The organism is Streptomyces sp. NPDC001941, assembly GCF_040296945.1.
GTDB lineage: Bacteria > Actinomycetota > Actinomycetes > Streptomycetales > Streptomycetaceae > Streptomyces.
Genome location: NZ_JBEOYE010000041.1, coordinates 42,055 through 68,750, shown reverse-complemented (window position 1 = coordinate 68,750; position 26,696 = coordinate 42,055). Strand labels below are relative to the sequence as shown.

General features: G+C 73.0%; 27 protein-coding genes and 2 pseudogenes. 9 read left to right on the top strand and 20 right to left on the bottom strand.

The window, feature by feature from the left end; all coding sequences use genetic code 11:
* Nucleotides 1-176: 176 nt before the first annotated feature.
* From ABT160_RS25665 to ABT160_RS25645, 5 genes and pseudogenes are all read right to left on the bottom strand, one after another.
* Complete coding sequence (locus ABT160_RS25665) at nt 177-611, bottom strand: YdeI/OmpD-associated family protein (RefSeq protein ID WP_351650153.1); 435 nt, start codon at nt 609-611, stop codon at nt 177-179.
* A gap of 82 nt (nt 612-693) precedes the next feature.
* Nucleotides 694-1,107, bottom strand: a complete 414-nt coding sequence (locus tag ABT160_RS25660) for a VOC family protein (protein ID WP_351650152.1) — start codon at nt 1,105-1,107, stop codon at nt 694-696.
* Nucleotides 1,108-1,309: 202 nt separating this feature from the next.
* Nucleotides 1,310-1,561 (bottom strand): annotated as a pseudogene (locus tag ABT160_RS25655) (helix-turn-helix domain-containing protein); the annotation flags it as partial.
* 17 nt (nt 1,562-1,578) lie between these two features.
* Nucleotides 1,579-1,989, bottom strand: coding sequence for a VOC family protein (locus tag ABT160_RS25650; protein WP_351650150.1), 411 nt, complete (start codon nt 1,987-1,989; stop codon nt 1,579-1,581).
* Nucleotides 1,990-2,085: 96 nt separating this feature from the next.
* Nucleotides 2,086-2,496 carry a hypothetical protein gene (locus ABT160_RS25645; protein ID WP_351650149.1) on the bottom strand — a complete coding sequence of 137 codons (411 nt, stop codon included), beginning with the start codon at nt 2,494-2,496 and terminating at the stop codon, nt 2,086-2,088.
* Nucleotides 2,497-2,672: 176 nt separating this feature from the next.
* Here ABT160_RS25645 and ABT160_RS25640 point away from each other — a divergent pair, with 176 nt between their 5' ends.
* Genes ABT160_RS25640 through ABT160_RS25630 form a run of 3 tightly spaced genes read left to right on the top strand, consistent with a single transcriptional unit; the run spans nt 2,673 to nt 5,394 of the window.
* Complete coding sequence (locus tag ABT160_RS25640; protein WP_351650148.1) at nt 2,673-3,932, top strand: sensor histidine kinase; 1,260 nt, start codon at nt 2,673-2,675, stop codon at nt 3,930-3,932.
* Nucleotides 3,917-4,573, top strand: a complete 657-nt coding sequence (locus ABT160_RS25635) for a response regulator transcription factor (RefSeq protein WP_351650147.1) — start codon at nt 3,917-3,919, stop codon at nt 4,571-4,573. The genes ABT160_RS25640 and ABT160_RS25635 overlap by 16 nt, the downstream gene beginning before the upstream one ends.
* Entirely contained in the window at nt 4,570-5,394 is an 825-nt protein-coding gene (locus ABT160_RS25630) for a DUF4097 family beta strand repeat-containing protein (protein WP_351650146.1), read from the top strand. The genes ABT160_RS25635 and ABT160_RS25630 overlap by 4 nt, the downstream gene beginning before the upstream one ends.
* A gap of 29 nt (nt 5,395-5,423) precedes the next feature.
* Here ABT160_RS25630 and ABT160_RS25625 read toward each other — a convergent pair whose 3' ends face one another.
* Nucleotides 5,424-5,813 (bottom strand): hypothetical protein, encoded by a 390-nt coding sequence (locus ABT160_RS25625; protein WP_351650145.1) that lies wholly within the window; start codon nt 5,811-5,813, stop codon nt 5,424-5,426.
* Between the two features lie 230 nt (nt 5,814-6,043).
* On the opposite strand from ABT160_RS25625, the gene ABT160_RS25620 reads away from it, so the two are divergent.
* Nucleotides 6,044-7,090: a helix-turn-helix domain-containing protein gene (locus ABT160_RS25620; protein ID WP_351650144.1), complete on the top strand. Its 1,047-nt coding sequence runs from the start codon at nt 6,044-6,046 to the stop codon at nt 7,088-7,090.
* Nucleotides 7,091-7,114: 24 nt separating this feature from the next.
* Here the strand turns inward: ABT160_RS25620 and ABT160_RS25615 are convergent, their stop codons facing one another.
* The gene (locus ABT160_RS25615; RefSeq protein WP_351650143.1) at nt 7,115-8,812 is read right to left on the bottom strand and encodes an RICIN domain-containing protein; all 1,698 of its coding nucleotides are present in this window, start codon (nt 8,810-8,812) and stop codon (nt 7,115-7,117) included.
* An 11-nt stretch (nt 8,813-8,823) separates the two neighbouring features.
* On the bottom strand, nt 8,824-9,237 hold the full coding sequence (locus ABT160_RS25610; protein WP_351650141.1) for a winged helix-turn-helix transcriptional regulator: 414 nt from the start codon (nt 9,235-9,237) through the stop codon (nt 8,824-8,826).
* Nucleotides 9,238-9,353: 116 nt separating this feature from the next.
* On the opposite strand from ABT160_RS25610, the gene ABT160_RS25605 reads away from it, so the two are divergent.
* The 5 genes and pseudogenes from ABT160_RS25605 (at nt 9,354) to ABT160_RS25585 (ending at nt 12,623) form a co-directional block, all read left to right on the top strand.
* Entirely contained in the window at nt 9,354-10,205 is an 852-nt protein-coding gene (locus tag ABT160_RS25605) for an alpha/beta fold hydrolase (protein ID WP_351650140.1), read from the top strand.
* Nucleotides 10,206-10,428: 223 nt separating this feature from the next.
* Nucleotides 10,429-11,265, top strand: a pseudogene (locus ABT160_RS25600) (lysozyme); the annotation flags it as partial.
* Between the two features lie 39 nt (nt 11,266-11,304).
* Nucleotides 11,305-11,688 (top strand): peptidoglycan-binding domain-containing protein, encoded by a 384-nt coding sequence (locus ABT160_RS25595; protein ID WP_351650168.1) that lies wholly within the window; start codon nt 11,305-11,307, stop codon nt 11,686-11,688.
* A 40-nt stretch (nt 11,689-11,728) separates the two neighbouring features.
* Nucleotides 11,729-12,106: a peptidoglycan-binding domain-containing protein gene (locus tag ABT160_RS25590; RefSeq protein WP_351650139.1), complete on the top strand. Its 378-nt coding sequence runs from the start codon at nt 11,729-11,731 to the stop codon at nt 12,104-12,106.
* Between the two features lie 187 nt (nt 12,107-12,293).
* Nucleotides 12,294-12,623 (top strand): hypothetical protein, encoded by a 330-nt coding sequence (locus ABT160_RS25585; RefSeq protein ID WP_351650138.1) that lies wholly within the window; start codon nt 12,294-12,296, stop codon nt 12,621-12,623.
* Between the two features lie 79 nt (nt 12,624-12,702).
* On the opposite strand, the gene ABT160_RS25580 is transcribed toward ABT160_RS25585, so the two are convergent.
* From ABT160_RS25580 to ABT160_RS25525, 12 genes are all read right to left on the bottom strand, one after another.
* On the bottom strand, nt 12,703-14,307 hold the full coding sequence (locus ABT160_RS25580) for an FG-GAP repeat domain-containing protein (RefSeq protein ID WP_351650137.1): 1,605 nt from the start codon (nt 14,305-14,307) through the stop codon (nt 12,703-12,705).
* 253 nt (nt 14,308-14,560) lie between these two features.
* On the bottom strand, nt 14,561-15,319 hold the full coding sequence (locus ABT160_RS25575) for a metallophosphoesterase family protein (RefSeq protein WP_351650136.1): 759 nt from the start codon (nt 15,317-15,319) through the stop codon (nt 14,561-14,563).
* Nucleotides 15,320-15,447: 128 nt separating this feature from the next.
* Entirely contained in the window at nt 15,448-16,665 is a 1,218-nt protein-coding gene (locus ABT160_RS25570) for an ATP-grasp domain-containing protein (protein ID WP_351650135.1), read from the bottom strand.
* A gap of 24 nt (nt 16,666-16,689) precedes the next feature.
* Complete coding sequence (locus ABT160_RS25565) at nt 16,690-17,457, bottom strand: inositol monophosphatase family protein (protein WP_351650134.1); 768 nt, start codon at nt 17,455-17,457, stop codon at nt 16,690-16,692.
* Nucleotides 17,454-18,701: an ATP-grasp domain-containing protein gene (locus ABT160_RS25560; protein ID WP_351650133.1), complete on the bottom strand. Its 1,248-nt coding sequence runs from the start codon at nt 18,699-18,701 to the stop codon at nt 17,454-17,456. The genes ABT160_RS25565 and ABT160_RS25560 overlap by 4 nt, the downstream gene beginning before the upstream one ends.
* Nucleotides 18,686-19,858: a hypothetical protein gene (locus tag ABT160_RS25555; protein WP_351650132.1), complete on the bottom strand. Its 1,173-nt coding sequence runs from the start codon at nt 19,856-19,858 to the stop codon at nt 18,686-18,688. Before ABT160_RS25555 ends, ABT160_RS25560 begins: the two co-directional genes overlap by 16 nt.
* A complete protein-coding gene (locus tag ABT160_RS25550; RefSeq protein WP_351650131.1) occupies nt 19,855-20,916 on the bottom strand; it encodes an amidohydrolase family protein in 1,062 nt (353 codons plus the stop codon). The genes ABT160_RS25555 and ABT160_RS25550 overlap by 4 nt, the downstream gene beginning before the upstream one ends.
* A gap of 78 nt (nt 20,917-20,994) precedes the next feature.
* The gene (locus tag ABT160_RS25545; RefSeq protein WP_351650130.1) at nt 20,995-21,840 is read right to left on the bottom strand and encodes a nucleotidyltransferase family protein; all 846 of its coding nucleotides are present in this window, start codon (nt 21,838-21,840) and stop codon (nt 20,995-20,997) included.
* Entirely contained in the window at nt 21,837-22,700 is an 864-nt protein-coding gene (locus tag ABT160_RS25540) for a hypothetical protein (RefSeq protein WP_351650129.1), read from the bottom strand. Before ABT160_RS25540 ends, ABT160_RS25545 begins: the two co-directional genes overlap by 4 nt.
* On the bottom strand, nt 22,697-23,968 hold the full coding sequence (locus ABT160_RS25535) for an MFS transporter (protein ID WP_351650128.1): 1,272 nt from the start codon (nt 23,966-23,968) through the stop codon (nt 22,697-22,699). The genes ABT160_RS25540 and ABT160_RS25535 overlap by 4 nt, the downstream gene beginning before the upstream one ends.
* A complete protein-coding gene (locus tag ABT160_RS25530) occupies nt 23,965-24,654 on the bottom strand; it encodes a class I SAM-dependent methyltransferase (RefSeq protein ID WP_351650127.1) in 690 nt (229 codons plus the stop codon). The genes ABT160_RS25535 and ABT160_RS25530 overlap by 4 nt, the downstream gene beginning before the upstream one ends.
* An 86-nt stretch (nt 24,655-24,740) precedes the next feature.
* Nucleotides 24,741-26,687 (bottom strand): alpha-hydroxy-acid oxidizing protein, encoded by a 1,947-nt coding sequence (locus ABT160_RS25525; protein ID WP_351650126.1) that lies wholly within the window; start codon nt 26,685-26,687, stop codon nt 24,741-24,743.
* Between the last annotated feature and the right edge of the window lie 9 nt (nt 26,688-26,696).

The following is a 26,696-nucleotide window of genomic DNA, read 5'->3' as shown; positions in this document are numbered from 1 at the left end:
CGCGTACGTGCGTCGTACGTCCGTCCCCTCGTCCCGTACGGTGGCGGGCAGGAGCCGCGACCGCCCCACTGGAGCCCCCATGAACGCACTGGAGAGGTTCCTCGACCGGGAGTTCGCCGAGGACGTCCGGTACGGCGGCCGGATCGACCTCGACGCCCAGCCCCCGCTCCCTCCGGTCAGCCGCGCAGGGTGGTGATGGCCTTCTCGATGCGCCGTTGGCGCGTCTCCGGCTTCTTCGCGCTCTCGACGGCGCGCACGTGCTCGCGCTTGTGGCTGTACGCGAGCTTGTCGTAGGCGGCCCGGGCGACCGGATCGTCGTCCAGGGCCCGGGCGAAGTCCGGCGGCTCGACGACGACGCGCGGCTCGGTGTCGAGCTCCAGATCGACCTCGACCTCGTCGCCGACGTCGACTCCGGCCGCCCGCCGGTTGGCGAGGCTGAGGCCGAGCAGGTGGCGGCCGCGCAGCAGGGCGACCCGGCTCTTCCAGGAGTGCCCGTTGAGCGTGATCGTCACCGGCGGTCGCGCATCTCCGCCGAGCGCCGCGACCACCTCGGGCGGAACTTCCAGGCCCCGCATGGGCTCAGGCGGCTCGACGAAGGTGCGGAACTTCATGGTCTTCTCCTGTTCGTGCTGCTCGTTCGTCGCGGACTCCGCCTGCGTGCCCGGTTCCGATCGCTGCGATGGGGGAGTGGGATCACTCGGCGTAGGGCTGATCGGTTCCCTGGGCGCTGTAGCCGAGGCTCCAGATGTAGCCCTCCGGGTCGGCGAAGGTGCCGCCGTAGCCGCCCCAGGGCAGTGCGCCGGCGGGCTTGAGGACCTTGGCGCCGGCGTCCTCGGCCTCCGCCATGATCTCGTCGACCCGGGCCTCGCTGCGGACGACGTACGTCAGCACCAGGCCACTGAAGCCGCTGCCCTCCTGGTCCGTACCCACCAGGTCGGCAAGGCCCTCACGGCTGTAGAAGCCGACCGGCGAGGCGCCGTCCGAGGCGAAGAACACCGAGACGCCGAAGTCGTTCTCGATCTTCCAGCCGAGGCCCTCGGTATAGAACTGCTTGGCCCGGTCCATGTCCCGGACGCCGAGGAGGATCGAGCTGACGTGTGCCTTCATTTCTTGCTCCTTGCGTTGTAGCTGTAGCTGTCGTCGTGGAGATGCCGGAGGTCCACGGGCCGGGACCCGGATGTCACGTCGGTACGCGCCCGTCGGTCAGCTGCGCGCTGCGCGCCGGTCGCCATGTCCCTCACGCTAGGGGTTGCACGTGGTCCGTGGCTTCTCGATTCCTGACCGGTCGTCCCGCGACCCGCCCCGCCCCGCCCCGCAGCAGCAGTGCGGCCGACCGCTCGGCGCGGCGCGCCATCAGGTACGCGTGCGGAGACTCGCCGTACGCGGCCCGGAACTGCCGGCTCAGGTGCCAGGCGGGCATCCCCACGTCCTGAGCGAGCGCCTCCACGTTCAGCGGCAGCGCGTACTCCCTGTCGATCCGGTCGCGGACGCGCCGCAGCCGCGCGAGATCGGCCAGGCGCTGCGCCTCGACGCGCGCACGTCGCCATGCGGGATTGCACATGAGAACCGCCCCTCCCCTCAGCGCAGCTCCTGGATCCGGACCAGGTTGCCCGCCGGGTCGCGGAACGCGCAGTCGCGGACGCCGTACGGCTGCTCGGTCGGCTCCTGGACGACCTCGGCGCCACCGGCCCGCACCTTCTCGAACGTGGCGTCGAGGTGCGGGGTGGCCAGCTGGATCCAGCCGTAGGTGCCCTTGGCCATCATCTCGGTGATGGTGCGGCGCTCGTCCTCGGTGATGCCGGGATCGACGGCGGGCGGTGCCAGCAGGATCGAGGTGCTCGGCTGACCGGGCGGACCGACGGTGATCCAGCGCGTCCTGCCCTGCCCGACGTCGCTGCGGACCTCGAAGCCCAGGAGGTCGCGGAAGAAGGCGAGCGAAGCGTCCGGGTCGTCGTGCGGGAGGGACGTCGTGTGAATGGTGATGTCCATGGCGAGCAGGTTAGGGGCGGCCCGGTGCGGCGCGCTTCTCGATTCCTGACCGGCTGCTCCACCGGGCGCGCCCGCCGCGCGCAGCAGCCCCCGCTCCTAACCTCCCGCAACCGCCGGACGCCCCCGGGCCGCCACCCCCGCGCACACCACCGCCAGCGGTAGCTCCGCGCCCAGTGCCAGCAGGATCGCGGCGCCCTGGCCGGGGGTCCCGGCCGAGGTCGTGACGTCGAACCAGGCGTCCACGGCCAGCAGCGCCGCCGTCGCTGCGGCCACTGGGACCACGCGGTGGTCCCCCCTGCGCAGCAGCGCCCCCGTCCCCGTCAGACCCGCGGCCAGCAGCACGTCCAGGCCGATCCAGGCCGTGGCCCAGTTCGACACCTCGGCGGACTGCGGCAGGGTCTTCGCCAGCACCAGCACCCACGGCACCAGGGCCAGTCCGGCCCCCGTGCACAACAGGGCGAGGCGCGGGGTGCGCCGGGTGCGGGTCAGGTGGGTGGCAACGGCCATGGCGGCAGGGCTCCTTCCGGCCCGGTGGTCCGTCCCCCGGGCACCACACCAGCCTGGTTCGCCGGGCCGTGCGGATCACTCCCCCCACGGTCCGGAACGGGGGTGGTACCAGGTACACCCCCGGGCGGGCAGCAACGTGATGGCACGCCCCCGACCAGTGCGATTACCGTACGGGCATGGCAACTCCCGGCGGCGCGGCACGACATCCCCGCACCTGGCCCGCCGCACTCGCACCCTGGCCCGCCCGGATCCGGCGCGACACGACCCTCGTCGCGTCCGCCCTCCCGCCCGCGCTGCCCGCCCTCCTCGGCCTCGGCGCCATCTGGCGCAACCCGACGGGCTCCGCCGTGCCCCTGCTCCTGCTGCTGTTGCTGACTCCGGCGCTCACCTCGCTCCAGCGCGGGCGGTTCCGGGCCATGCTCGGCCTCGACGTCCCCGTGGTCGTACGCGAGCACCGCTGGTGGACCCCGCGCGGGCAGTTCGAACGGCTGCGTTCCGAGGCCACTTGGCGGCAGTACGGCTACCACCTCCTGGCCGGTCCGCTCACCGCCCTCGGAGGCGTACTCGCCGTCCTGGCCTGGGCCGCGGGCGCGGCGGGGGCCAGCGTGTACGGCTGGGAGCTGCTGGTGCAACCGCCCTTCCCCGCCCAGGACTACGACCTCGTCACCACGGCGGGCGGTCTGCTCCTCCTCGCCGCCCCCTTGCTGGCCGTCCTGGTCGCCCGGCTCGACGCCTTCGCCGCCGGGGCCCTCCTCGGCCCCAACCGGGCCCGCGAGCTGGAGCGGCGCGCCCGCGACCTGGCCGAGAGCCGCGCCGGGGTGCTGGACGCCGCCGACCTCGAACGCCGGCGCATCGAACGGGACCTGCACGACGGCGCCCAGCAGCGGCTCGTCGCGCTCGCCATGAACCTCGGCATCGCCCGCGCCACCCTGCCGGGCCTGGCGCCCGAGGCCAAGGCCGTCATCGACGAGGCCCACCGCGAGGCGAAGGAGGCGATCGAGGAGCTGAACAGCCTGGTACGGGGCCTGCATCCGGCCGTCCTCGAGGACCGGGGGCTCGACGCGGCGCTCTCCGGGGTCGCCGCCCGCGCCCCGCTCCCCGTCGAACTGACCGTGGACCTGGCCGCCCGGCCCGGCGCCACCGTGGAGGCCGTCGCCTACTTCGTCGTCTCCGAGGCGCTGGCCAACGTCGCCAAGCACGCCCGGGCGCGGCACTGTTCGGTGCGGGTGGTGCGTACACCGCACCCGGCCGGGAGGACGGACCTGCTGCGGGTCACCGTCACCGACGACGGGGTGGGCGGGGCGGACCCGGCGCGCGGCAGCGGTCTGGTCGGCCTCGCCAAGCGCGTAGGGTCTGTCGACGGAACGATCAAGATCGACAGCCCTCTCGGGGGCCCGACCACCATCACCGTGGAGCTGCCGTGCGGGCCGTCATAGCCGAAGACTCCGTCCTGTTGCGCATAGGACTGGTCAAGGTCCTCGACATGGCCGGCTTCGAGGTGGCCGCCGAGGCCGGTGACGCAGAGAGGCTGCTCGCCGCCGTCGCCGAACACCGCCCCGAACTGGCCCTCGTGGACGTACGGATGCCGCCGGGGTTCACCGACGAAGGGGTGCGGGCCGCTCTGATGATTCGTCAGCAGCACCCTGATACAGCCGTGTTGTTGCTCTCGCAGTACGTCGAGGAGCGGTACGCCGCCGACCTCCTCGCCACCCACAGCGGCTCCGGCATCGGCTACCTGCTCAAGCAACGGGTCGCCGACGTCGAGGAGTTCATCGACGCCCTGCGCCGCGTCGCCGCGGGCGGCACCGCCCTCGACCCCCAGGTCGTCGCCCAGCTCCTGCTGCGGCGCGGCGGCACGCGGGGCCCGCTCGACCGCCTCACCCCGCGCGAGCGCGACGTGCTGGGCCTGATGGCCGAAGGCCGCTCCAACGCGGGGGTCGCCGCCGAACTCGTCGTGAGCGAGAGCGCGGTCGCCAAGCACATCAACAGCATCTTCGCCAAGCTCGACCTGCCGCAGGCCGACGGGGACCACCGCCGGGTCCTGGCCGTCCTGCGCTTCCTGGAGGGCGCCGCGTGACACCGGCTCCCGCCCCGCCGGTCGACCGGGTCCCGCGCCTCGTCTGGACGGCCGTGGCGTTCCTCAGCGCGCTCCTCGTGGTGACCGTCGCGGGCTGGCAGGCGTGGGGGACCGCCACCGTCCGCGGCGGAGTCCTGGACGGCGGCAGCGGAGGGCGCCCGGTCACCGCACTGGAGATCGTGGCAGGCGACGCGGACGTGACCGTCACCCCGCGCGCGGACCGCGAGGTCGGCTACCGCGCCGAGACCAGCTGGTCCCAGGAGGAACCATCCGTCGAGGAGACCTGGCTCGGCGACACCCTGCGCCTCACCCCGCACTGCCCCGACGAGGACGGCTGGGCCTCGGTCGCACCCGGCGCGGGCTGCGCCGTCCGGCTGGCCGTGACCGTCCCCGTCGACCTCCCGGTGAAACTGACCGCCGCCTCGGGCCGTACGGCGATCAGCGGCCTCGGCGGGAACGTCCAGGTCGAGATCGACTCCGGGCAGCTCGCCCTCACCGCGCTGCGCGGCACCCTGCGCGCCACGGTCGGCTCGGGCCGCCTGGCGGCCACCGGCCTCACCTCCGCGCAGGCCGACCTCACCGTCGGGTCAGGCCGTGCCGTCGCCGATTTCGTCGTCCCTCCGGACCGGCTGACCGCGCGCATCGGCTCCGGCCGCGCCGCGCTCACCGTCCCCGCGGCCACCCGGCTCCGCCTCGACTGCACGGCAGGCAAGGGCAGGTGCGAGGTCCCGGAGGGGCTCGACGATCCCGGGTCCCGCCGCACCCTTGACCTCACCGTGGACTCGGGCCGCGCCGACGTCGGCTACCCGGCCGCGTGGTGACGGCTCGGTCCGTGGCGCCAGGCATGCCCTCAGGAGCTCTTACAGGCGGACTGGGTCTGGATCATGATGTGCGAGGGGTCCTTGATCGACCACGTCTCCGTACTGTTCGGACGCACGCAGAACGGTGCGTTGGTCTCCTCTTCGAGCACGAGCTGCACGCGGTCGTCGTTGCGGGAGTTGTAGAGCCAGTCCGAGCCGCTCGCGGCCGGCGTGACCTTCTGGTAGTAGTTCGTGACGTCCTGGTACTTCGCGACCACCTTGGCCGAGGACGACTTGTACGGTCCCTTCATGAAGCAGACCCACGGGTAGGGGCACCCGTACTTTGCCGTGGCCTGGGCCGGTGTCGGCTGCAGGGTGACCGCCGCCGCCAGGGTGGCGATCGCTATCGCGCAGCGTGCGGCGACCGTTCGCTTGGGCATCGTGGCCCCTCTCCGTGAGCACGGCGGTCGTGAGTCGATCCGCTGGGGGGAGAGTGCCGTCGGGTCGGGGGCGATGTCTTGAAGAAAATCGAAGGACCCGGGGCGCGTGGGCATGTGTGACGTGAGTCACTGGGGCCTGGCGGCGGTGATGGGCTACTCTCGCGCCGCGGCCACGGGCGGTGGCCGACGGCGTCTCGAAGGCAACCACGGGTGTTCGGGAAGGGTCGCCGATGGTGGGCGAGGGCGGGGAACTCTCGGTTCCGTACGGCGCGCGCACTCCGCGTCCCCAGGCCGCACGGGCCGCCGCGCACATCCCGGCCCTGCCGGCGGGGCCGACTCACCTGGAGAACGCGCGTGCAGCCGACGGTAGTTGGCGTACCGTACGCACCCCGCGCGGCGGCGCACACCTTCCGGCCGGGGTCATCGGCTACAACGAGTTCGACTACCGCACCGGCCCCCGCCGCAGGCTCGAACTCCCCACGGCGACGGTCACGATGGTGATCCTCTTCGACGGAGCCCTCCACGTCGGCCGCCTCGGCACACCCGGCCACGGCCCCACGCCGCCCGCGCACGGGACACCCGTACACGGATCACCCGCACACGGCTCACTCGTACGCGGCTCTCTCGTACACGGTCCGAGCCTCACCGCTGCTCTCGGCTGCCACTCCGGTGTACTGCGCGGGGTGGAGCTGGTGGTGGAACCGTGGCTGGCCCGCCGGGTGTTCGGGGTACCGGTGCGTGAGCTGACGCAGGGCGGGTTGCCCCTGGACGACCTGCTGGGGCGGGACGGGGCGCGGCTCGCCGAGCAGCTCGCCGACGGACGCGGTCCGCACCACCGGATCCAGGTCGTCGCGGACGCTCTCGTACGCCGGCTGCGCGACGCGCCGCAGGTCGACCCCCGGGTGCTCGGTGTGTGGCACCACCTGGTCGCGACGGAAGGCCAGGCCCGGATCGCCGAACTCGCCCGCACCACCGGATGGAGCGCCCGCACCCTCGAGATCCGCTTCGAGGAACAGATCGGGCACACGCCCAAGAAGACGGCCCGCATCCTGCGCCTGCGCCGCGCGGCCGCCCTGCTCGCCGACGGGTCGTCGTCGAGCGGGGCGGCCTCGGCCTGCGGCTACTCCGACCAGGCCCATCTGAGCCGCGAGTTCAAGGCGATGACCGGCCTGTCCCCGACCCGCTTCGCCGCCGCACGCACCGGACGCACCGACGGTGAGAGGCCACCCGACCGGATCGCGGGAAGCGCCACCAGCGTCCTGATGCCGTCCGCGTGAGAACGGTGCCGCGGGGCCGGTGTGTCAGCCGCCGTTCCAGGAGTGCTTGATCTGGTCGGGGTTGCAGGCCCACTGCACGATCTCGGCGCCGTTGTCCGGGCTGCCGGCGTCGGAGGTGAGGCAGAGGTTGCTGCCGACGCTGACGATCTGGGCCCCGCCACCGGCGGAGTTCCTGCGCAGGGTCCAGTCCTGGTAGGGGCTGCCGTTGCAGGTCCACTGGGTGATCCGGGCCCCGTTGGAGTCACTGCCGCCGTTGACGGTCAGGCAGAGCCTGCTGGAGAAGTTGCGGATCGTCTTGCCGTCCCAGTACCAGTTCTGCGGGCTCTTGCCGTTGCACTCCCACTGGGTCTGGGTGATTCCGGACTTGATGAGGGCGCCGTAGGGGGTCAGGCACTTGTTGCTGCCGATGTTCTTGAAGCGGACGGCGGTGATCGGCGTCGGGGTCGTGTTGACGCTGAAGACAAGGCGGTTGCGGGTCTCCAACCAGCGCTCGCTGATGCCCCAGATGCGCTTGCTGACGGGGTCGTAGCCGAGGTTCTGCGACATGTCGGGTACGGCGGTGAGGACGCTGGGCTTCCCACCGGGCACGGCCTTGTGGATGCAGGCGTTCTCCCGGGGGATCTTCTTCCCGTCGACGATCCGGTATTCGCCGCCGTTGTCGAAGCTGTCCGGACACTTGCCGGAGATGAAGAGGTGTCCTTCGGCGAGGAGCGCGCCCTGCATGCTGTACACGGGGGAGCGCCACACGCGGGTGGCGGTGGCCGTGCCGCCCGTCGCGAACTCCGGCCACTGGATGATGCGCCCGCCCGACTTGTTCTGCATGTACTCGCTGGAGACGAGGGTCTTGCCGTCGTCGGAGTAGCTCAGCGACGTGAGGCACGATCCGGAGGCCTTGTTGCCGGGGACGTCCAGGGTGCCTTCCCCCGCCGTGCAGTCCTCGGAGGTGCTGTCAGGCGTCCAGTAGCTCTCCCGGACCGGGAGGATGTAGTTGTGGTAGAGCGCGGAGGCGTTGCCGGCCGCGTCGACGCCGATGCGCTTGTCGAGGGTGTTGACGCGCATGAGATCGGTGAGGAGGAACTCGTGGAGGGATCTGCCGGTGCCCATGAGCAGCCGGTCGCCCTTCCAGACGATGCTGTCCGCGTGAGTGTCCTCCAGGGCGCTGAACTTGGCCGCGCCTCCGGGAACGACCAGGAGCACGTGGTTGTACCGCGGGGCCGCCCCGGAGCGGTCGACGAATGTCAGGCGGCTGTGCTTGTTGCCGCTGGAGTGCCAGGAAGCCACCTGCCAGTTCGGCTGGTCCACCTTGGGGGAGAGGCCTTGCGGAGTCCATCCGTTGGGGCCGCCCGTGGCGTCGTCCTCGTTGTCCCAGCAGTAGCCGGACGCGGCGATCCCGGGATGGAAGGCCGCCGGGTAGCACAGGCCCGTCTTTCCCTGGTGACCCGTGCCCTTGAGCTGGTCGAGCGGGGCGGACAGCGGTGTGATGCCGGGCGAGGACCGCATGGCGGAGATCGCCTTGGTGTACTGGTCCAGCCGGTTCAGCGGATGGATCTTGAAGCGGTCGGGAGAGTCCGTGGAGGTGCGGACCAGCTCGTCACCGGGGGCGGCCACAGCGGTTCCCGCGTTGACGCCCACGAGCAGGGTGGCCGGCAGGAGCAGGCTCGTGGCGGCCGTACCGAAGGCGCGTGCGAGGCGGACCGTGGGTGATCGTCTTGTGGTGAACATGGGAGTCGACCCTAGTCGGGGGGTGACGCGTCGGCGAACCGGTTGTTCCTGTCGATCTCCGGCATGTGCGTCTCGGCCCAGACGCGCAGTGCGGAGAGCGGCCCTTCGAGGGACAGGCCGAGCCCGGTGAGCCGGTAGTGGACGGCGGGCGGCACGGTGGGTTCCACCCGGCGCGCGACCAGGCCGTCGCGGACCAGGCTCTGCAGGGTGACGGACAGCATCTTCTGCGAGATGCCGGGGATACGGCGCCGCAGCTCCGCGAAACGCAGCTCGTCCGGAGCCTCCTCGGCCAGCACCTTGACCGCCATCGACGTCCACTTGGTGCCGATGCGGTCGAGCAACTGGCGGGTCGGGCAGAGCGGGTCCAGCAGATCACCCCGCTCACCGCGCCGCCGACCGGGTTCGTCGGACTGTGATGCGGTCACTCGGAGCTCACCACCTGAAGGGAAAGTGCCGTCTTGGGCGCACCACGATAGTTCCCTAGCGTGAGTTGGTCACCATTCCTCACCGCCCGCCCCCGTCATTCACCTGGAGCCTCCCCATGCCCGAACTGCGGCGCATCCCCGTCAACGGTGTCGAACTGAACGTCGCCCTCGCCGGATCGGGCCCGGCCGTACTGCTGCTGCACGGATTCCCGCACACCTGGGAGCTGTGGACGGACGTGATGGCCGGCCTGTCCGACCGCTACCGCGTCATCGCGCCGGACCTGCGCGGGTTCGGCGCGAGCAGCCCGGCCGCCTCCGGGTACGACGCGGGCACCCTGGCCGACGACGCCGCCGCGCTCCTCACCACGCTCGACGTGTCCCCGGCCGCAGTGGTGGGCATCGACGCGGGCACCGCGCCGGCCTTCCTCCTCGCCCTGCGCCGCCCCGGACTCGTACGGCGCCTGGTCGTCATGGAGTCCCTCCTGGGCAGGCTGCCCGGCGCCGAGGACTTCCTCGCCGACGGTCCACCGTGGTGGTTCGGCTTCCATGCCGCCGCGCCCGGACTCGCCGAGACCGTGGTGGAGGGCCACGAGGCCGAATACGTCGACTGGTTCCTGCGCGCGGGCACGCTCGGCGAGGGGGTGCGCCCGGCCCTCCGGAACGCTTTCGTCCGCGCGTTCACCGGCCGTCAGGCGTTGAGCCGTGCGTTCTCGTACTACCGGGCGCTGCCCGAGAGCGCGGCGCAGATCGAGCAGGCGCTCGCCACGGCCCGCCTGACGGTGCCGACGATGGCGGTGGGCGCCCGGCCCGTCGGCGCCGCGCTGGAACGCCAGCTCCGCCCGTTCACCGACGACCTCACCGCGCACGTCATCGAGGACTGCGGCCACATCATCCCGCTGCACCGCCCCCGCGCCCTGCTCGGTCTGCTGCGGCCGTTCCTGGCCGGTGAGGACGTGGCAGCGGCCTGAACGGCCAGTCGGTGACGGGGTGTACCGCGCGGGATTGATCCGGTCGACCAGCTACCACCGGGGTTGGACCCTCCGGTCAATCCGCTGGGTGACGTGTGGGCCGCGCGCCGTGGCTAGATTCGCCGTCAGTCGCGAGGGCCGTGGCACTGACGGTGCCCGCGCCGACGCACCGCATCCACGCACCGCGCATCCCCACACCGATGGAACGAGGAGACGCATCCCCATGTCCTTCACGAGACCGTCCCGCGCCCGCTTCCGCCGTACGTCACGCACCTTGCCGGCCGCTGTAGTCGTCGCTTCCTCGCTGCTGCTCGCGGCGGGTACCGCCGCCGCCGCGACAGTCCCGGAACCGGTCTCCAGCGCGGCCGACCACCACGCGGGTTCCGGTCTCGGGGCCCGTACCGCCTCTCCCGTCGCCCCGGCCCTGGCCGCGAGCGCGGTACGAGGGCTGGACGTGAGCAGCCACCAGGGCAACGTCAACTGGTCCCAAGTCGCCTCGGCGGGAGCCAAGTTCGCCTACGTCAAGGCGACCGAGGGAACCAGCTACAAGAGCCCGAACTACGCCCAGCAGTACAACGGTTCGGCGGGCGCGGGGCTGATACGCGGCGCCTACCACTTCGCACTCCCCGACAAGTCAGGCGGCGCCGCCCAGGCCGACTACTTCCTCGCCAACGGCGGCGGCTGGGCCAAGAACGGCAAGACGCTGCCGGGCGCGCTGGACATCGAGTACAACCCCTACAGCGGCGGCACCTGCTACGGGCTCAGCCAGAGCGCGATGACCAGCTGGATCAGCTCCTTCGTCGAACGGTACAAGGCCAAGGCCGGGCGCTACCCGGTGATCTACTCGACGACCAGCTGGTGGTCGCAGTGCACGGGCAACACCGGCTCCTTCGCCTCCAAGTCGCCCCTGTGGATCGCCAACTACAACGGCACCCCGCTGCCGCTGCCCAAGGGCTGGTCGTCGTACACGATCTGGCAGACCGCCGACCACGGCACGTTCCCCGGCGACCAGAACGTCTTCAACGGCACGCTCGCCGACCTGAAGAAGCTCGCCGACGGCTCCTTCACGCCGCCCCCGCCGGGCAGCGACTGGGCCACGGTGAAGGAGGGCAGCAGCGGCTACCGGGTCACCGGCCTGCAGCACCTGCTCAACGCGCACGGCGCGAAGCTCGACGTGGACGGGCAGTTCGGGGCCGGTACGCGTACGGCGGTCGTCAACTTCCAGAAGTCCAAGGGCCTCGACGCCGACGGCATCGTCGGACCCAACACCTGGCAGGCCCTCATCACCACCGTCCAGTCCGGCTCCACCGGCAACGCGGTCAAGGCCGCCCAGTCCCTCCTCAACGCCCACGGCGCCAAGCTCACCGTCGACGGTGACTTCGGCGCGGGCACCCGCGACGCGACCGTCGCCTTCCAGAAGGCCCAGGACCTGGACGCGGACGGCATCGTCGGCCCCAACACCTGGAAGGCCCTCGTCGACTGAACACCGCCCCGCCCGCCCCCACCGCGAAGGGAACACATCCATGCGTACGTCATTCCGGCTCAGGCCCCTGGCCGGCGCTCTGACGGCCAGTGCGCTCGCCCTCGGCGCGCTCACCCTGACGGCGGCACCCGCCGACGCCGCGACGGTCTACAAGTGCAACCGCATCTACTACACGGGGGAGGCCCTGACCGCGTACGGCGATTCCGGGAACCGGGTCATCCAGGCCCAGTGCGGCCTGGTCAGCTACGGACGTCTCAAGGCTGCTGACGTGGACGGTCAGTTCGGATCCAAGACCCGCGCCGCCGTGATCGCCTTCCAGAACAGCCTCAAGTACAACAGCGCCTGCGGTGAGAACGTGAGCGTCGACGGCATCGTGGGGCCGGTCACCTGGTACTTCCTGCGTTACGGCTGCGGCTGACGGCCGTACGCGGCGAGTGCCGCGCGGCACGGATCCGCCGGTCGTGCGCCGGTTGTGCGCCCGCCGGGCGGCGGCACCCGATGGGGTCACGGTCGGTGTTCGGTGAGGGCGTCGGTCGTGGCGGCGGGAAGTCACCACGGCAGACGGATCCTCTACCGCGGGATCCACCAAGTGAAGGGACGTACGGATGAAGAGGACGACTGCGAGCCTCGCCCTGATCGCCGCCGTGGGTGGCGTGCTCGGGATGGCGGTACCGGCGACCGCCGATGACGCGAACGGCCAGTACACGGTGACCGGGCCCGAGGCGTCCTCGCGCGGGAAGGCCGTGACCGAAGCCCACTGCAAGCCGGGGGACCTGGTGGTGGGCGGCAGTTACGAGGTCACCGACGGCGTCGGCAGCAGTTCGCTGTTCGTCTCCACCGGCCCCACGGCGGACGCGACCGGCTGGTACGCGCACGCTCAGGGGAACCGTACGAAGGCCAAGCCCATCGTGTTGTGCCAGAAGGCGGCCGGCTGAGCCGTGGCTTCGCCCTGTCGCCCCCGTCCCACGAGGACGGGGGCGACAGGGTGCGTGGCACTGCGGGCTGCGTCGCGGACTACTCCTGCGCATCCTCGGGTGCGGGGATGGTGAGTTCGACGGTCTTGGGGGTGGTGAGCATGCTCGTACCGGGGGTGCCGTTGGACTGGTAGGTCTTGATCTCGCCGGCCTCGGTGTCGACGGCGAGGACGTCGGCCTTGCCGTCGCCGTCGTGGTCGCCGAGGGTCAGGTGCTGGTGCTGGCCGAACGGCATGACGGTGACGGGGGCCTTGAAGGGGTTGTTGGTCACGTCGCCGTTGGAGATCCAGACCTTGAGTACGCCCTTGGGGTCGAGGGCCATGATGTCGCTGGTGCCGTCGCCGTCGGCGTCGCCTGCGGTGGCCTGGGTGAAGTTGCCCCAGTTGGTGAGGTACTGCGGCGGGGCGAAGGGGTTCCCGGAGTCGCCCTTGATGCCGCGCCAGAGGTAGGCCTTGTTCTCGTTGGTGTTGACGGCGGCGATGTCGGCGATGCCGTCGTTGTCGAAGTCGCCGCCGCTGACCTGCTGCAGGTGCGCGGGCCAGTTGGTGAGGGCTTTGGTGTCCTTGGTGAAGGTGCCGTCGCCGTTGCCGCGCCAGAGCCAGGCCTTGGTGCCGTCGGTGGCGACGATGTCGGCTTTGCCGTCGCCGTTGAAGTCGCCGGCGGCGGTGTGGTCGTACTCCCAGGTGTCGTACAGGACGCTGCCCTGCTCGAAGGTGCCGTCGCCCTTGCCCTTGAACTGGTACAGCTTGCCGTCGGCGTCGTTGCGGGCGACCAGGTCGGCCTTGTCGTCCCCGTCGAAGTCGGAGGTGACCGACTCGGCCAGGTCCTCGGCCTTGAGCGTGCCGGTCGGCTCCTCGGCGCCCTCGACCGTGACCCGTCGCTCTACGCTCTCGGCGCGCAGGGTCTGGCCGTTGAGTTCGAGGGTGTTGGTGGCCTTGATGACGAGCGGTCCTGGCTCCTGTCCTTCGCGGGTCGTCGACCATGAGCCGCTGCGTCCGACCGGGAGGCTGCGCGGATCCTCGCCGTTGAACGTCACCTCGACGATGGTGCTCTCGCCAGAGGTGCCCTGAAACCTGTGATCGGTGGGTACGGTGGCGCCTTCCTTGAGGTTGTAGAAAGAGGGCGCCCGCAGCTTGATGTTCTGCGTGGGCACCGGCTTCAGCTCGGTCTTGGTGGTTCCGATGTTCTGGGCGAAGAGCAGTTCCTCGTCCTCGCTGAGGTCGACCCAGGTCCCGATGTTCGTGAAGGTGCCGTTGCTCGGGACGGGGAGCAAGGTCTTGCGCTCTGGCCCGGAGACGATAGTCGCACCGGGCTGGCCGGTCCCGGCTATCAGCACGTTCACGCTGCCGTCCCGCTTGTGATTGACGATGACCTCGGTGATCTCCAGCGGAGTGACTTCGTCACTGTCCGGCCGGACGCCCGGAGCAGAGTTGCTGGGTGGCGTGGGTGTCTCACCACCGGCCGCGGGCGGCGGGTCGGCAGGGGCCGGCTCCGAAGGCGCGGCGGCAGGGCTGTCCGGTCGCGGCTCGTCTCCGGCGGCGAGCGCGGGGCTGACGGCCACGGCGGTGAGCGAGAGGGCGGCGAGCGGGGCGACGAGCGCGCCGCGCAGGGCACGGGTCCTCAGGAACGGATGGGAATGGGGCACAGCTTCTCTCCGGCTTTCGTACGACGGCCCCGTACCGGCAGGCATGGCCGGTACGGGAGGGGTGTCCCCTCACCCTCGACCCCCACCGCTGGCCCGGGGCAGCGCCAGAAGAGAGCAGCGCGGAGCCGAAGGAGGACACCGCCGCATCACCCTGTGACGCGTCCACCTACCCCGGCCCGCGCCGAGCCTCGTCAGGAGCGATCAATCCATCACACTCCGTAGCGACTGGCACGCCACCCGCCAATAGACGCCCCTACCGCCCGTCCCGCGGCCCGAACGTCCGCACCGCCTCCGCGTCCGTCGTCACCGCCCTGATGTAGTGCTCCGCCCAGTCGCGGCAGCCGTCGAAGCCCGAGTCCTTCACTACCCGCTCCACCGCGTCGTCCAGGTCGAACGGGGTGTGGCGCAGTTGGACCTGCCCCTCGCGCAGCACCGCCCAGGACGCGCCGGCGCGGCCGTACGGCATGCCGAGGCTGCCCGAGTTGATCACCAGGCGCTCGTCGACCAGGCGTACGAAGGGCATGTGGGTGTGCCCGCACACCACCGTGCGCACCTCGTCGGGGAGGTCGGCGAACACTTCCTCCCAGCGCTCCAGACGGGTGTCGACCAGGACCACCTCGTCGTCGTCGCGCGGGGTGCCGTGGCAGAAGACGACCGTGCCGAAGCCGTCCACGTCCAGGGTCACCGGGTGGGGGAGCGAGGCCAGCAGGTCGACGTCCTGCGGGCGCAGCCGCGCCGCCGCCCACAGGTCGATCGCCCAGGCCTCGTCCTCGGGCGGGCCCTCGCCGCGGGCGATCGCGGCGAGCTCGCGGTCCGCGTTGCCGCGTACCAGTACCGCCCGGTCGCCGAGCGCGCGCAGCCGGTCCAGGACCTCCACCGGCTGGGGCCCGGCCGCGTGGTCGCCGGTCACCACGATCAGCTCGGCGTCGCGCACTTCGGGCTCCGCCAGCACCGCCTCCAGTGCCGGGAGCACACCGTGGATGTCGGAGAGGACGACGACGCTGGCGACCATGACGGGCCCTTCGTGGTTCGGTTGTTCGGTCGGTCTGGGTTGTCGGAAGTATCTGGAACTTGATGAACGGGACACGGGCAGTGGTACGTGCGGGACGCGGGCAGTGATCGGAGCACGAATCCGCGATCCTAGGCGGCCTCCGCCGTCACCTCCAGGCGGAATCGCGACAGGACCTCCTCCATGCGCTCCCGTACGACGGACGAGTCCGGGCCCTCGACGTGCACCACTCCGGTGGAGGCGCTGGAGGTGAGCGGGCGGGCGAGGACGTCGCCGGGGCGGGCGGTGACCTCGGCGGACACCACCCCCGGTAGGCGCGTCAGTTCGTCCGGTGCCGACACCGCGCGGACCCGGCCGGGGCGGACCGGCAGCAGCAGGTGACCGGCCGAACCGTCGCGGGTGTACGTCAGTTCGGGGCGTCGTCCCGTGTAGACGTCCGCCGTCGCCGCCAGCATGTCGAACCCGCGCGACAGCCCGTGGCTCGTGGGTAGTTCGGCGCCGCCGATGCGCGCGGCCACCTCGCCCATGACGAACGACCCGTCGGGTCTGACGAAGAACTCCGCGTGCAGATAGCCGTGTTCGAGGCCGAGGGCCTTCACCAGGCCCTGCGCCACCGCGCGCGCCTCCACCGGTGCCCGCTCCGAGGGCGCCAGCGTGATGTCGGCGTTCATGGCACCCCGCTGCGCGTCGAGGACGGGGGCCGGGTTCACCGCGACGTACGCGTCAAGGACCTCGTGCTCGTGCACCAGCGCGCACAGCTGGTGCTCGGTGCCGGGGACGTACTCCTCCGCGAGCCACGCGCGGTCCGCCCCGTCGCGCAGCGCGTGGTCCAGTGCGGACAAGTCGCCGCCGTCCACCTTCCAGACGTCCCTCGACGACCCCGACACGGCCGGTTTCACCACCACCGGCCCGCCGGTCTCCCGCGCGAAGTCCCCGGCCTGCGCCGCCGTCGTGATCCGGCGGTGACGCGCGGCGGGAAGCCCTGCCGCCGCGAACAGTTCCTTCATCGCCAGCTTGTCCGTCGCCGCGCGCACCTGACCGGGGCTGAGGTGCGGCAGCCCCGCCGCCGCGGCGAAGGCGTGCGCCGGGGCCTGTGCCGACTCGTCCGGGTTGCAGAACCGGTTCGGGCGGGGCAGGGCCCGTTCGTCCAGCCAGGACCGCAGGCGCGCCGCCTGCGCCCGAGGGGGCTGCCCGGCGGGCAGGGTGAAGACGTGCCCGCCGGGCGGCGCCTCGACGGTCGACCCCTCGGGCCGCAGCAGTACGGTCTCGATGTCCGGACGCTCCTGGACGTGCCGGGTGAAGCGGTGCCGCCGGCTCAGCACCAGGAGCAGGACGGGACGCTCACCCACGGGCGCTCACGCCCCCACGGGCGCTCACGCCGCCTCCCTCACCCGGGCGCCGTGCGCGAGCAGCGCCGCCAACTCCCGTACGGCGCCGGGGCGTCCGGAGACGTCGACCCGGGTGCCGCGCGGTGACCGCAGCCGCGCCACCGTACCGCCGCCCGCCCGGACCAGTGCGTGGCCCGCCGCCGTGTCCCACCACGGCAGCGCCACCGCCACGTGCGCGTCCAGCGTGCCCGAGGCCACCCGCAGCAGGTCGCAGGCTGCCGACCCGGTGCGCTGGATCGCGTACCGCTCCCCGGCCAGGCCCAGCATCGTCCGCGCCTCCTCCAGCTCCTCCTCCCCGTACGGCAGCGCCACCGCGACGCGGGGCGGCCCGGCGGCGGGCGGTGGTGGCGCGCAGTGGTCCTCCACCGCGCCCTCCCGCAGCGCCATCCACTGGTCGTCCGCCGGGCGCACGATCGCCGCCGCCAGGCAGCGCTCCCCGCTCTGCGCGGCGACGCTCACCGCGTAGTGCGGCGAGTCCCGCACGAAGTTCGCCGTGCCGTCCAGCGGGTCCACGATCCAGGTGACCCCGGTGCTCCCCGGACGGAACCCGGACTCCTCGGCCAGCACCGCGTCCCCCGGCCTCGCCTCGCGCAGCAGGTCCCTGATGGCCATCTCCGCCCTGAGGTCCGCCTCGGTCAGCAGGTCCCCGGGGCCGCTCTTCTCGCTGACCCGGTAGGCGCCGCGGGCGGTGTCGCGGATCTCGGCCGCCGCCCGCCGCGCCAGGTCGAGCGCCAGCCGCTCGGTGTCCGTCACTGCTCCCCCGTCCCTTCGTCCGTGGGCGTTCCGAGGCGCTCCAGCGCCTGTCCGATGACCTCGTCGAGCCGGGCCGTCACTTCCTCCTCCGTCGTACCGCGCACGGTCACCGTCACGGCGGCCTGGTTCCAGCCGGCCGGCTCGGGCATCAGGTCGCCGACCCGGAACCGCGTCTGGACGTCGAGGATCCAGTCCGCAGCCGGGGGCGTCGGGTCGGCCGCGAGGCGGCCCGGAGCCGCGTACACCAGGGCGTAGCCGGTCAGGTGCTCCGCGGGCGCGCCGGGGGCGGGGATGTCGTCGCCCAGGTGGGCCAGGACGGCCACCTCGTCCAGGTTGACGCCGGTGCGCGAGCGGAAGCCGGGGATGATGCCGCCGCCGCCCGGCCGGCCACCCAGCTCGCAGAAGCACACCTCGTCGTCGTTGAGGAACACCTCGTGGTGCGTCACGCCGCTGAAGTCCGGGTAGCAGGAAAGGACTTCGCGGTTGAAGGCCAGCAGTCGGTCCAGCGTGCCGCCGGGTCCCACCCCGACGTCGCGGAACGGGCCCAGGTGGCGGTAGGAGGTCGTCTCCTCCACGCTGCGGCCGGCCGTCGCCGCGAGCGGCACGCCGTCGCGCACTACGCTGTCGATGTGGAAGAGGGTGCCCTCGATCCGCTCCTCGACCTCGTACGCCTCCGGTCCCGCCCCGCTGTGGGCGGCGAACCGGCGGACGTCCTCGGCGCTGTCGAGGAAGGCGATGCCCGCCGAGCTCTCGCCGCGCCGCGGTTTGGCCACCACCCGGCCGTGCCGGGCGAGCAGCCGCTCGGCCGCTTCCACGGTGAACGGCGCGAACTCCGGTACGCGTACGCCGAACTCCCGCAGCCGCTCCTTCATCGTGACCTTGTCGCGGTAGCCGAGGACCTGCGCCTCGGTGGGCCCGGGCACGCCCAGCTTGTCGCGCAGCCTGGCGGCGCTGAGCAGCAGCCCCTCGCTGATCGCGACCACGCGGTCCACCGGGTGGCCGGACGCCGTGTGGTGGAACAGCGCCGCCGACTCCAGCAGGTCCTCGTCGCCCCGCGGGATGCCGACCACCGCCGCCAGTTCGTCGCCCCGGGCCTGATCCAGCTTGCGCAGGTCGGTCACCAGGCGGACGCGGTTGTCCGGGGCGGGCAGGAAGGCGCGGCCGTCGGTGTCCCGGTAGTAGCCGTAGCCGATGTGGTCGAGGACCAGGACCTCGCGCGGGCGGCCGGTCACCGGCTCACGCACGCGGCGTACCGCGCGGTCAGCTCGGTGGCCGCCTCCTCCACGTCGGCGAGCGCCAACTCCTTGCAGGTGTAGCCCAGTTCGTCGCGCATGATCTGCACGGACTCGTCGGTGAACTCCACCAGGCCGTCGTCCGCGATCGCGGCGATGCCGTCGTGGCGCTGGCCGTCCCGGTTGATCTCCACCGCCGCACGCTCGCTCAGCCCCGGCGGCAGGTCGAGGCGGCTGCCCCCGGCGGTCATGCGCACCGGGTAGCCGCCGGGCAGCCCGTGCCAGCCCGGCACGTGCGCGGTCACGTCCGCGCCGGTCGCCAGGGACTCCAGCACGCCGAGCGCCGACGCCGCCGTCATCAGCTGGCCCTCGCGACCGCCGATGCGCCGGTAGTCGGTGCGCATGGCCCGGAACACCTCGTCGGTGTCCAGCCGCCCGGTGACGTCCTCCTCGTCCCGCCAGAAGGACAGGTCGTACGCGGCTCCGCCGCTGTCCCCGGCGCGCGAGAGCCGGTGGCCCACGAAGTGGTGGGCCACGAAGCGGGGCTGGACCTCCTGCGGAGCGCAGCCCAGTTCCCGGGCCGCGATGGTGCGCAGCGCGGGCACCGAGTTGGCGACGTTCCCGATGCCCAGGTCCGGGCTCAGGCCCGCCCCGGCGAGCGCCGGGTGCACCGCGTCCGGGTAGGCCGCGTTGACCACGACCGCGTCGGTGCCCGACGCCCGTACCGCCCGCATCAGCTTCAGCACCGGGTCCAGGTGCATGGGCAGCCACGGGCCGAAGTGGGCGGCGCTGACCCGGGCGTAGTGCTCGGTGGGCAGCTCCGAGATGACGTACCAGGACTGGCGGCTGGCCGCCGTGAAGATGACGTCGGGCGCGAAGGCGCTGATGGCCTCGGCCGTCCCGGCGATGTCGTCGAGGTCCCGCACGAACGGGTCGACGGGGCAGGAGCGGCCCAGTTGGGTGGCGGCGAGCGAGACCATGTTCGCCGTGCGCACGACCGCCTCCGCGTCGCGCCCGAGGAGCCCCAGGTGCCGGGCCTGGCCGGTGGCCGTCAGGCCGTGCAGGACGCGGGTGGACAGGTCGCCGCAGCCCACGACGAGGATGCGCACGGGCCGCCCGGTCGCGTGCGCGGCGGTCTCGGCGGGGTGCCGGTCGCGGGGCGCGCTCATGCCGTCGCCCCCCTCAGCGCGGGGACGAACCGGTCGGTGTTGGCGGCGAGTTGGTCCGGCGGGCACAAGGGGGAGAAGCGTTCGAGCCAGCCGCCCGCCTCGACGGTGTCCCAGTGCGGGTAGTCCGAGCCGAACAGCACCGAGTGCGCGCCCAGTTGCTCCACGGCCCACTCCACGTGTTCCTCGTCGGGGTCGGGCACGACGGCGAAGTGCCGGTGGAAGACCTCCAGGGGGCTCTCGGCGCCGTCGCCGAGCCGGCGCGTATGGGAGGCGAGCCGCCCCAGCACGCTGGGGATCCAGGTGATTCCGGACTCCAGCATGACCACGCCGAGTCCGTCGGGCAGCCCGTCGGGCCGGGTGACCAGGTCGGCCAAGGCGACCATGTGCTCGCCCATGTGCCCGAAGGCGTGGGTCATCGCGTAGTCCTCGTACGCCTCGGCCAGTGGCGACCACTGGTAGCAGCCGGTGCCCCCGTGCACCATCAGGGGCAGTCGCAGGCGCGCGGTGGTCTCCAGGAGCGGCGTGACGGCCGGGGAGCGCAGCCGTACGGAAGGGGTGCGGCCGGTGGGGCGGACCACGACCGCGACCAGGTTCTCGTCCTGCGCGTACCGGCGCAGCGCTTCCTCGCTGTGCTCCGGGTCCTCCACGGACGCCAGGAACGCCCACTTCAGGGCGAGCGGCGAGGCGGCGCAGGAGCGTGCGGCCAGTTCGTTGTAGCCGTCGAACAGCCGCCGCCTGGCGCCCGCGTCGGCGACGGCCTGGACGGAGAGCCCGACGAACCCGGGCTGGAGCACGGCCGCCGCGATGTCGTGCTTGGCCATGAAGGCGGCCCGGTCGTCGTCCTCGCCGGGGCCGATCAGATGGCCCAGGCCCTTGGGGTTGCCGTGGCCGGGACCGTCCGGCCGGGGGAAGAGCCGGCCGCCGAGCCGCAGCCGCGTCGTCCCCTGCGCGGTCACCACCTCGGGGGTCTCGTCGGCCGGGAAGCCGATCGCGGACCAGAGCCCGGGGAGGTGGTCGGTGAAGTGCGTGTCGCAGTCGTAGAGCCGTACGTCGGACATGGTGCACGCCTTTCTGTCGGTACTTCCGTACTGCACTGCCGTGCGCGGGCGCCCGGTCGGCCGGGTCCTCCTCCCGGATCAGCCGCCGCCCGCCCCTCCCGGCCCGAGGTGCTCGCCCCGGGCCAGCCAGTCGAGGCCGTCCTCCACCTCGACGCCCAGGTCGCCGGCGAGCCCGCGCACCTCGGCCTCCGTGAGCCCCGCCGGGCTGAGCCCGGCCAGCCGCTCGCGGGCCGGTGGCGGCAGGGCCGCGGCCTCGTCCAGGAACCGCTTGGTGATCGGGTACCAGTCGCCCCGCCCGATGAGCCGGGCGTGCGCGACGGACGCCGCCGCGGCGAGGACGTGTTCCAGCGCGCCGACGCGCTCGCCCGCCCGCAGGTGGTCCAGCGCCAGCAGCAGCGCGCACGAGGCCCGGCCGCGCCACCACGGGACCGCGGCGTCCACGAGCACCCCGGGGCAGCCGGGCGCCTCGACGTCACCGGCCACGGGCGCCGACAGGGCCGCCTCGGCGAGCAGGAGGTACGAGGGGACGCCCCCGGCCGTCTTGGGGTACGCGTACAGGGCGAACGCGCCCCGGGCGGCCCGGGCTCGTTCCTGGGTGAGGTGCGCGAGGGGGCGCAGGCACACGTCGATGCGCGGCGAGGCCGGGACGCTGAACTCCGTCTCCTCGAAGGGGTGCCCGCCGTTGGCGGTCTCCACGTCGAACGGGTCACCCGGCCCCGCCCCGGCCAGCCGCCGCAACTGCGCACGGGGCGGCACCCCGTCCGCGTACACCAGGACGTCCCAGTCGCTGTCGGGCCCGGTGGGCCTGCCCCGGGCGCGCGAGCCCGCGATGCGCACCGAGCGCACCCCGGGCAGCGCGGCCAGGCCGTCGACGACGTCGCGCACGGCGGTGGGCAGTTCGGGGGCCCGTACGGTGGTGGTCATGCCGCCTCCTCGTGGGGGATCTCGATGCCCTGCCCCGCCAGGTAGGCGACGGCGGCGGGGCCGTGAGGGGTGTGGGGGAGGGCGCTCAGCAGGGCCGCGGCGTGGGCGTCGTAGTGGGCGAACAGCGCCGGCCCGGGCCCGTCGGCGGGGGTGAGCAGGCCGCCCGCCGACGCGAACAGCGTCTCCGGACCGCCCCCCTGGGCCAGGACCGCGCCGACGTTGCGCCCCAGGTTCTTCACCTCGTGCAGCACCCGCCCGTGCGCCGCCAGGGCGCTGACCAGCAGGTGCTCCGCCGCCAGCCGGTAGAGCACCGACGCGTCCAGGTCGAGCCCGGCGGCCAGCGCGGTCTCCGCCTTGGCCCGGTAGTGCCCGGCGGTCAGGAAGGTGGTCGCGCAGTGGAAGACGGGCAGCCAGCGGACCTCGGCCCGGGCCCGCCACCGCTCCACGACGGGCCCGCCCCGCACCACCGTGCCGCCGCGCAGCCGGGCCAGGAAGCGGATCTCCAGGACGTCCAGGACGGGCAGTTCGAGGTCGGGCACCGAGGGGTCGGCCACCCGCGCCATGCCCGCGGCGAGCGCGGCCAGGTCGTGCAGCGGACCGGAGCGCAGCACATCCATGTTGACCACGGGGTCCTCGCCGCACAGGTGGTTGCGCGCCAGGCCCATGGGCCGCAGCAGCGAGCCCGGGTCCGGGCTCCAGTCCACCGGCGCGTCCAGCACCAGCACGTTCACGTTGGAGCCGGGCATCGCCACGCCCTCGGCCGTGGACCCGGCGAGCAGGACGCCGCTCCCCTCGGGCCAGTCGAAGCGGTCGAGCAGGGCGGCGGTGCCGCCACCTGCGCGGAGCTGGTCGTCGCTCACGGGTTCCTCATCTCCGGGACGTGCCGCGCCTGCCGCAGGACGAGCACGGCCGGTACGCAGACCAGCCCGCCCACGGCGGCGGCGAGAAGGGTCGAGTCGGTGGAGGTCATCGAGGCGAACGCGCCGGTCAGCGCGTACGAGAGGGGGACCAGAACCTGGGAGAGCGCCCAGTCGATGCCGAACATCCGGGCCACGTACGTCCGCGGGACCGCGCTCTGCAGCAGCGCGCCCCACAGCACCGCCGACACCGCCAGCGCCGCGTTGATGACGAAGCTGCCGATCAGGGCGGGTGCCAGCGACGCGTCGAAGACGAACCCGGCCAGGCCGCCCGCCATCGCGCCCCAGGCCAGGTACAGCCACACCAGGGTGCGCCGGTCCAGCGACCGGCCGCCCACCAGCAGCGCCCCGGCGATCTGGCCGACACCGCCGACGGCCAGGACCAGGCCGTACGTCTGCGCGCCGTGCTCGCCGTCCTCGTGCAGCAGGTAGGGGACCAGGACGTTCCACGGGCCCATCACGCACACCACGGTCACTGCCCCGGCGGCGAACGCGTACAGCAGCCACTTGTGCCGCCACACGTACCGGAACCCGTCCACGCTCTCGGCCAGCAGCCCGGCCGGTGCCTCCTGCCCCGGGCTGCGCCGCTCGGCGCCCACCCTCAGCAGGAACACGAACGACACCACGAACGTCAGCGCGTCCGCCAGGAACACCCAGTCCGCGCCCGAGCGGGCGACCAGCGCGCCGCCCGCGGCCGGGCCGATCAGGCGCCACATCAGGGGCCGTACGACCTGGTCGGCGGAGTTCGCCCCGACCAGGTCCTCGGCCGGCACCAGCGACTGCACCATGGTGTTGAAGGCGGGCACGAACGCGGCCTCGGCCGCGGCGAACACCGCGAGGCCCGCGTACAGGTGCCACGTCTCCAGCCGGTCCGTCACGCCCAGGAACCCGACCACCGCGAGCACCACCGCCCGCAGCAGGTCGCCGGCCAGCATCACCGGACGGGCGCCGTAGCGGTTCACCCACGTACCGGCGAGCAGTGCGGCCGGGAGCGCGGCGAGCGCCATCGCGATGCCGATGCCCGCCAGGGCCGCCGTGGTGTCGCTCAGCGACAGCACCAGCCACGGCAGCGCGACGAACATCATGCCGTCGCCCAGCAGCGACACCGCGAACCCCGACCACAGCAGCCGGAAGTCGCGCCCCCGGAACGGCCGCAGCTGGGCGGGCCGGGTCAGCCGCTCGACCAGCGCGGACCGCCGACCGTCCGTCATCCGGTGCCCCCTGCCTCCCCGGGAGCCTCGAACAGGCAGTGCCAGTGGTACGACCCGGGGGAGGCGTGCTCCTCGTCGTGGGCCCGCAGCAGCTGTGCGGGCTCGTTCAGGGCGACCAGCTCCGCCGCGTCGCAGTAGAAGTGCGGGTGCACCTTGTCGTCGGCCGCCCCCGGCTGGACGAACGTGCCGGGGGAGACCTCCTCGCCCCGACCGCAGCCGGCGTTGCGCCGCGAGAGCATCGTCAGCTGGTACAGGCCCCCGGGACGCAGCACCCGGTGGATCTCCCGCACGGTCGCCCGCACCGCGTCCCGGTCCCCGTGGTAGATCGCGTTGTACGCCAGGACGTAGTCGAACGAAGCGTCCTCGTACGGCAGTCGCGTCATCGGGCCCACGCTCGGCTCGACCCGCACGCCGGCCCGCCCGGCCGCCGCCACGGTCTCGCGCACCGCGGTGTCGCTGGCGTCCACCGCCCAGGAGTCGAAGCCCTCACCGGCCAGGAACACCGCGTGCCGCCCCACCCCGCAGGCCAGGTCCAGCACGTCGCGTACCCCGCGCCGCCGCAGCAGCCCGACCGTGCCGGCCACCCACGGATCCACCGCGGACCAGTCCCTGCGGCCCTCCTCGCTCTTCCAGACCTCGTCCCAGTGCCGGTGGGCCGTGGTGCTCGATGCGGTCGACGACGTCACGTCAGCTCCTTGGGCCGTGGTGCTCGATGTGGTCGGTGGAGTCACGCCAGGTCCTTGGGTCGTGGTGGTCGATCCGGTCGGCGGAGTCACGTCAGCTCCTTCGTGCGCTGCGGTTCCCGGCCCAGGTCGGCGACCGAGGGCGCGCCGAGCAGGGCCATGGAGTGGTCGAGGCCGGTCACGATGGTCTCCAGGGCCCGCGCGGCGCCTTCCCGGCCGCCCGACGCCAGGCCCCACAGCACGGGGCGGCCCACCAGGACGGCGCGCGCGCCCAGGCCGAGGACCGTGGCGACGTGCGCCCCGCTGCGCACCCCCGAGTCGAAGAGCACCGGCACCTGGTCGCCCACCGCGTCCACCACGCCCGGCAGCGCGTCCACCGCCGCCAGGTGCCGGTCGGACTGTCGGCCCCCGTGCGTGGAGACCTGCACGGCGTCCGCCCCCGCGTCGACGGCCCGCACCGCGTCATGGGGGTGCAGCACGCCCTTGACGACCAGCGGCAGCCGGGTCCGCGAGCGCAGGGCCGCCAGGTCCGCCCAGGACACCGAGGGGTCGGGGAACAACTGCGACACCAGTCCGGCCGCGGTCAGCGACGGCGTGTCCCGCCTGCGGTGCTCCAGCAGGTCGAGGAAGCACGGGTCGCGCACCAGCGCGGGCGGCGCGGCGTCGAACCTGCGGAAGCCGTTGCGCGCGTCCCGGTCGCGCCGCCCGACCACCGGCACGTCCACCGTGCACACGATCGCGCCCGCCCCGGCCTCCTCGGCCCGGCGCAGCACCGACCAGCTCACCGAGCGCTCCCGCAGCAGGTACAGCTGCTGCCACAGGCCGGGCGCGCAGCGGGCCACCTCCTCCACCGGGCGCGAGCCGAACATCGACAGCGTGAAGCCGAGCCCGAGGGAGTCCGCCGCACCCGCCGTGGCCGCCTCCGCGTCCGGGTGGCACAGCGCCTGCAACCCCATCGGCGTCACGAGCAGCGGTGCGGCGAGCCGGCGGCCCAGCACCTCGACACCGGTGGAGCGCCGCGACACGTCGCGCAGCACCCGGGGCGTCGCGGTGAGCGCGTCGAGGCGCTCCACGTTGCGCCGCAGCCCCGACTCGTCGCCCGCGCCGCCCGCGCAGTAGTCGAAGGCGGCCTCGGCCATCGCCACCCGGGCACGCTCCCGCGCGTCGAGCCCGGACTCCGCCCGCGCCGGGTCCTCGACTGCCGCGCCCGACCCGGTACGGGCCTCCTCGCCGCCCGCGCCCGAACGCTCCGACAGCTCGAACAGCCGCTCCACGGGAGACAGTTGGTGGGACACCGAGTCCAGGCGGCGGGTCGCCACCACCTCGCGCAGCACCCGGGACGTCTGCTCCACCAGGCTGCGCATCACCACGTTCGCGAAGATCACCGTCACCGGCCCGTGCTCGGCGAAGGCCTCCGCCCCGGTCCCCGGCAGGGCGGTGGGCGCGAGGACGAGCGGGCGCAGCTTCGCCGCCTGCTCCACCACCGTCAGCAACTGGTCGGCGCTGGCCCGGTTGGCCTGCGCGAACAGCGCGTCGGCGCCCGCGTCCGCGTACCGCCGCAGCCGGTCCACGGCCTCGCCCGCGCCCATCCCCGCCACCAGGGCCTCGGTCCTGGCGATCACCTTGAGGGAGCGCCTGGCCGCCACCATCGCCGAGATCCGGCCCGCGAACGCCTCGGGGTCGAGCAGTTCCCGGCCGCCGAAGCGGTCGTCCAGCGAGTTGCGCTTGGGGTAGAGGTTGTCCTCCACGCAGATTGCGTCGGCACCCGCCTCCTCGAACAACTTCGTCGCCAGCACGGCCAGTTCGTCACTGCCCCGGCCGGTGTCGGCGTCCACGTAGATCGGCAGCGAGGTGACCGCCCGCACGGAGCGGATGAGGTCGGCGATCTCGTGCGGTTCGAGCACCTCCCGGTCCGGCACGCCGCGACTGGTGGACATCTCCAGGCTGCCGAGCCACAGCACGTCGGCACCGGCTTCCTCGGCGAGCAGCGCGGTGATGGGGCTGTGCACCCCCACGCCGATGCGCAGGTCGTTCATGGACACACT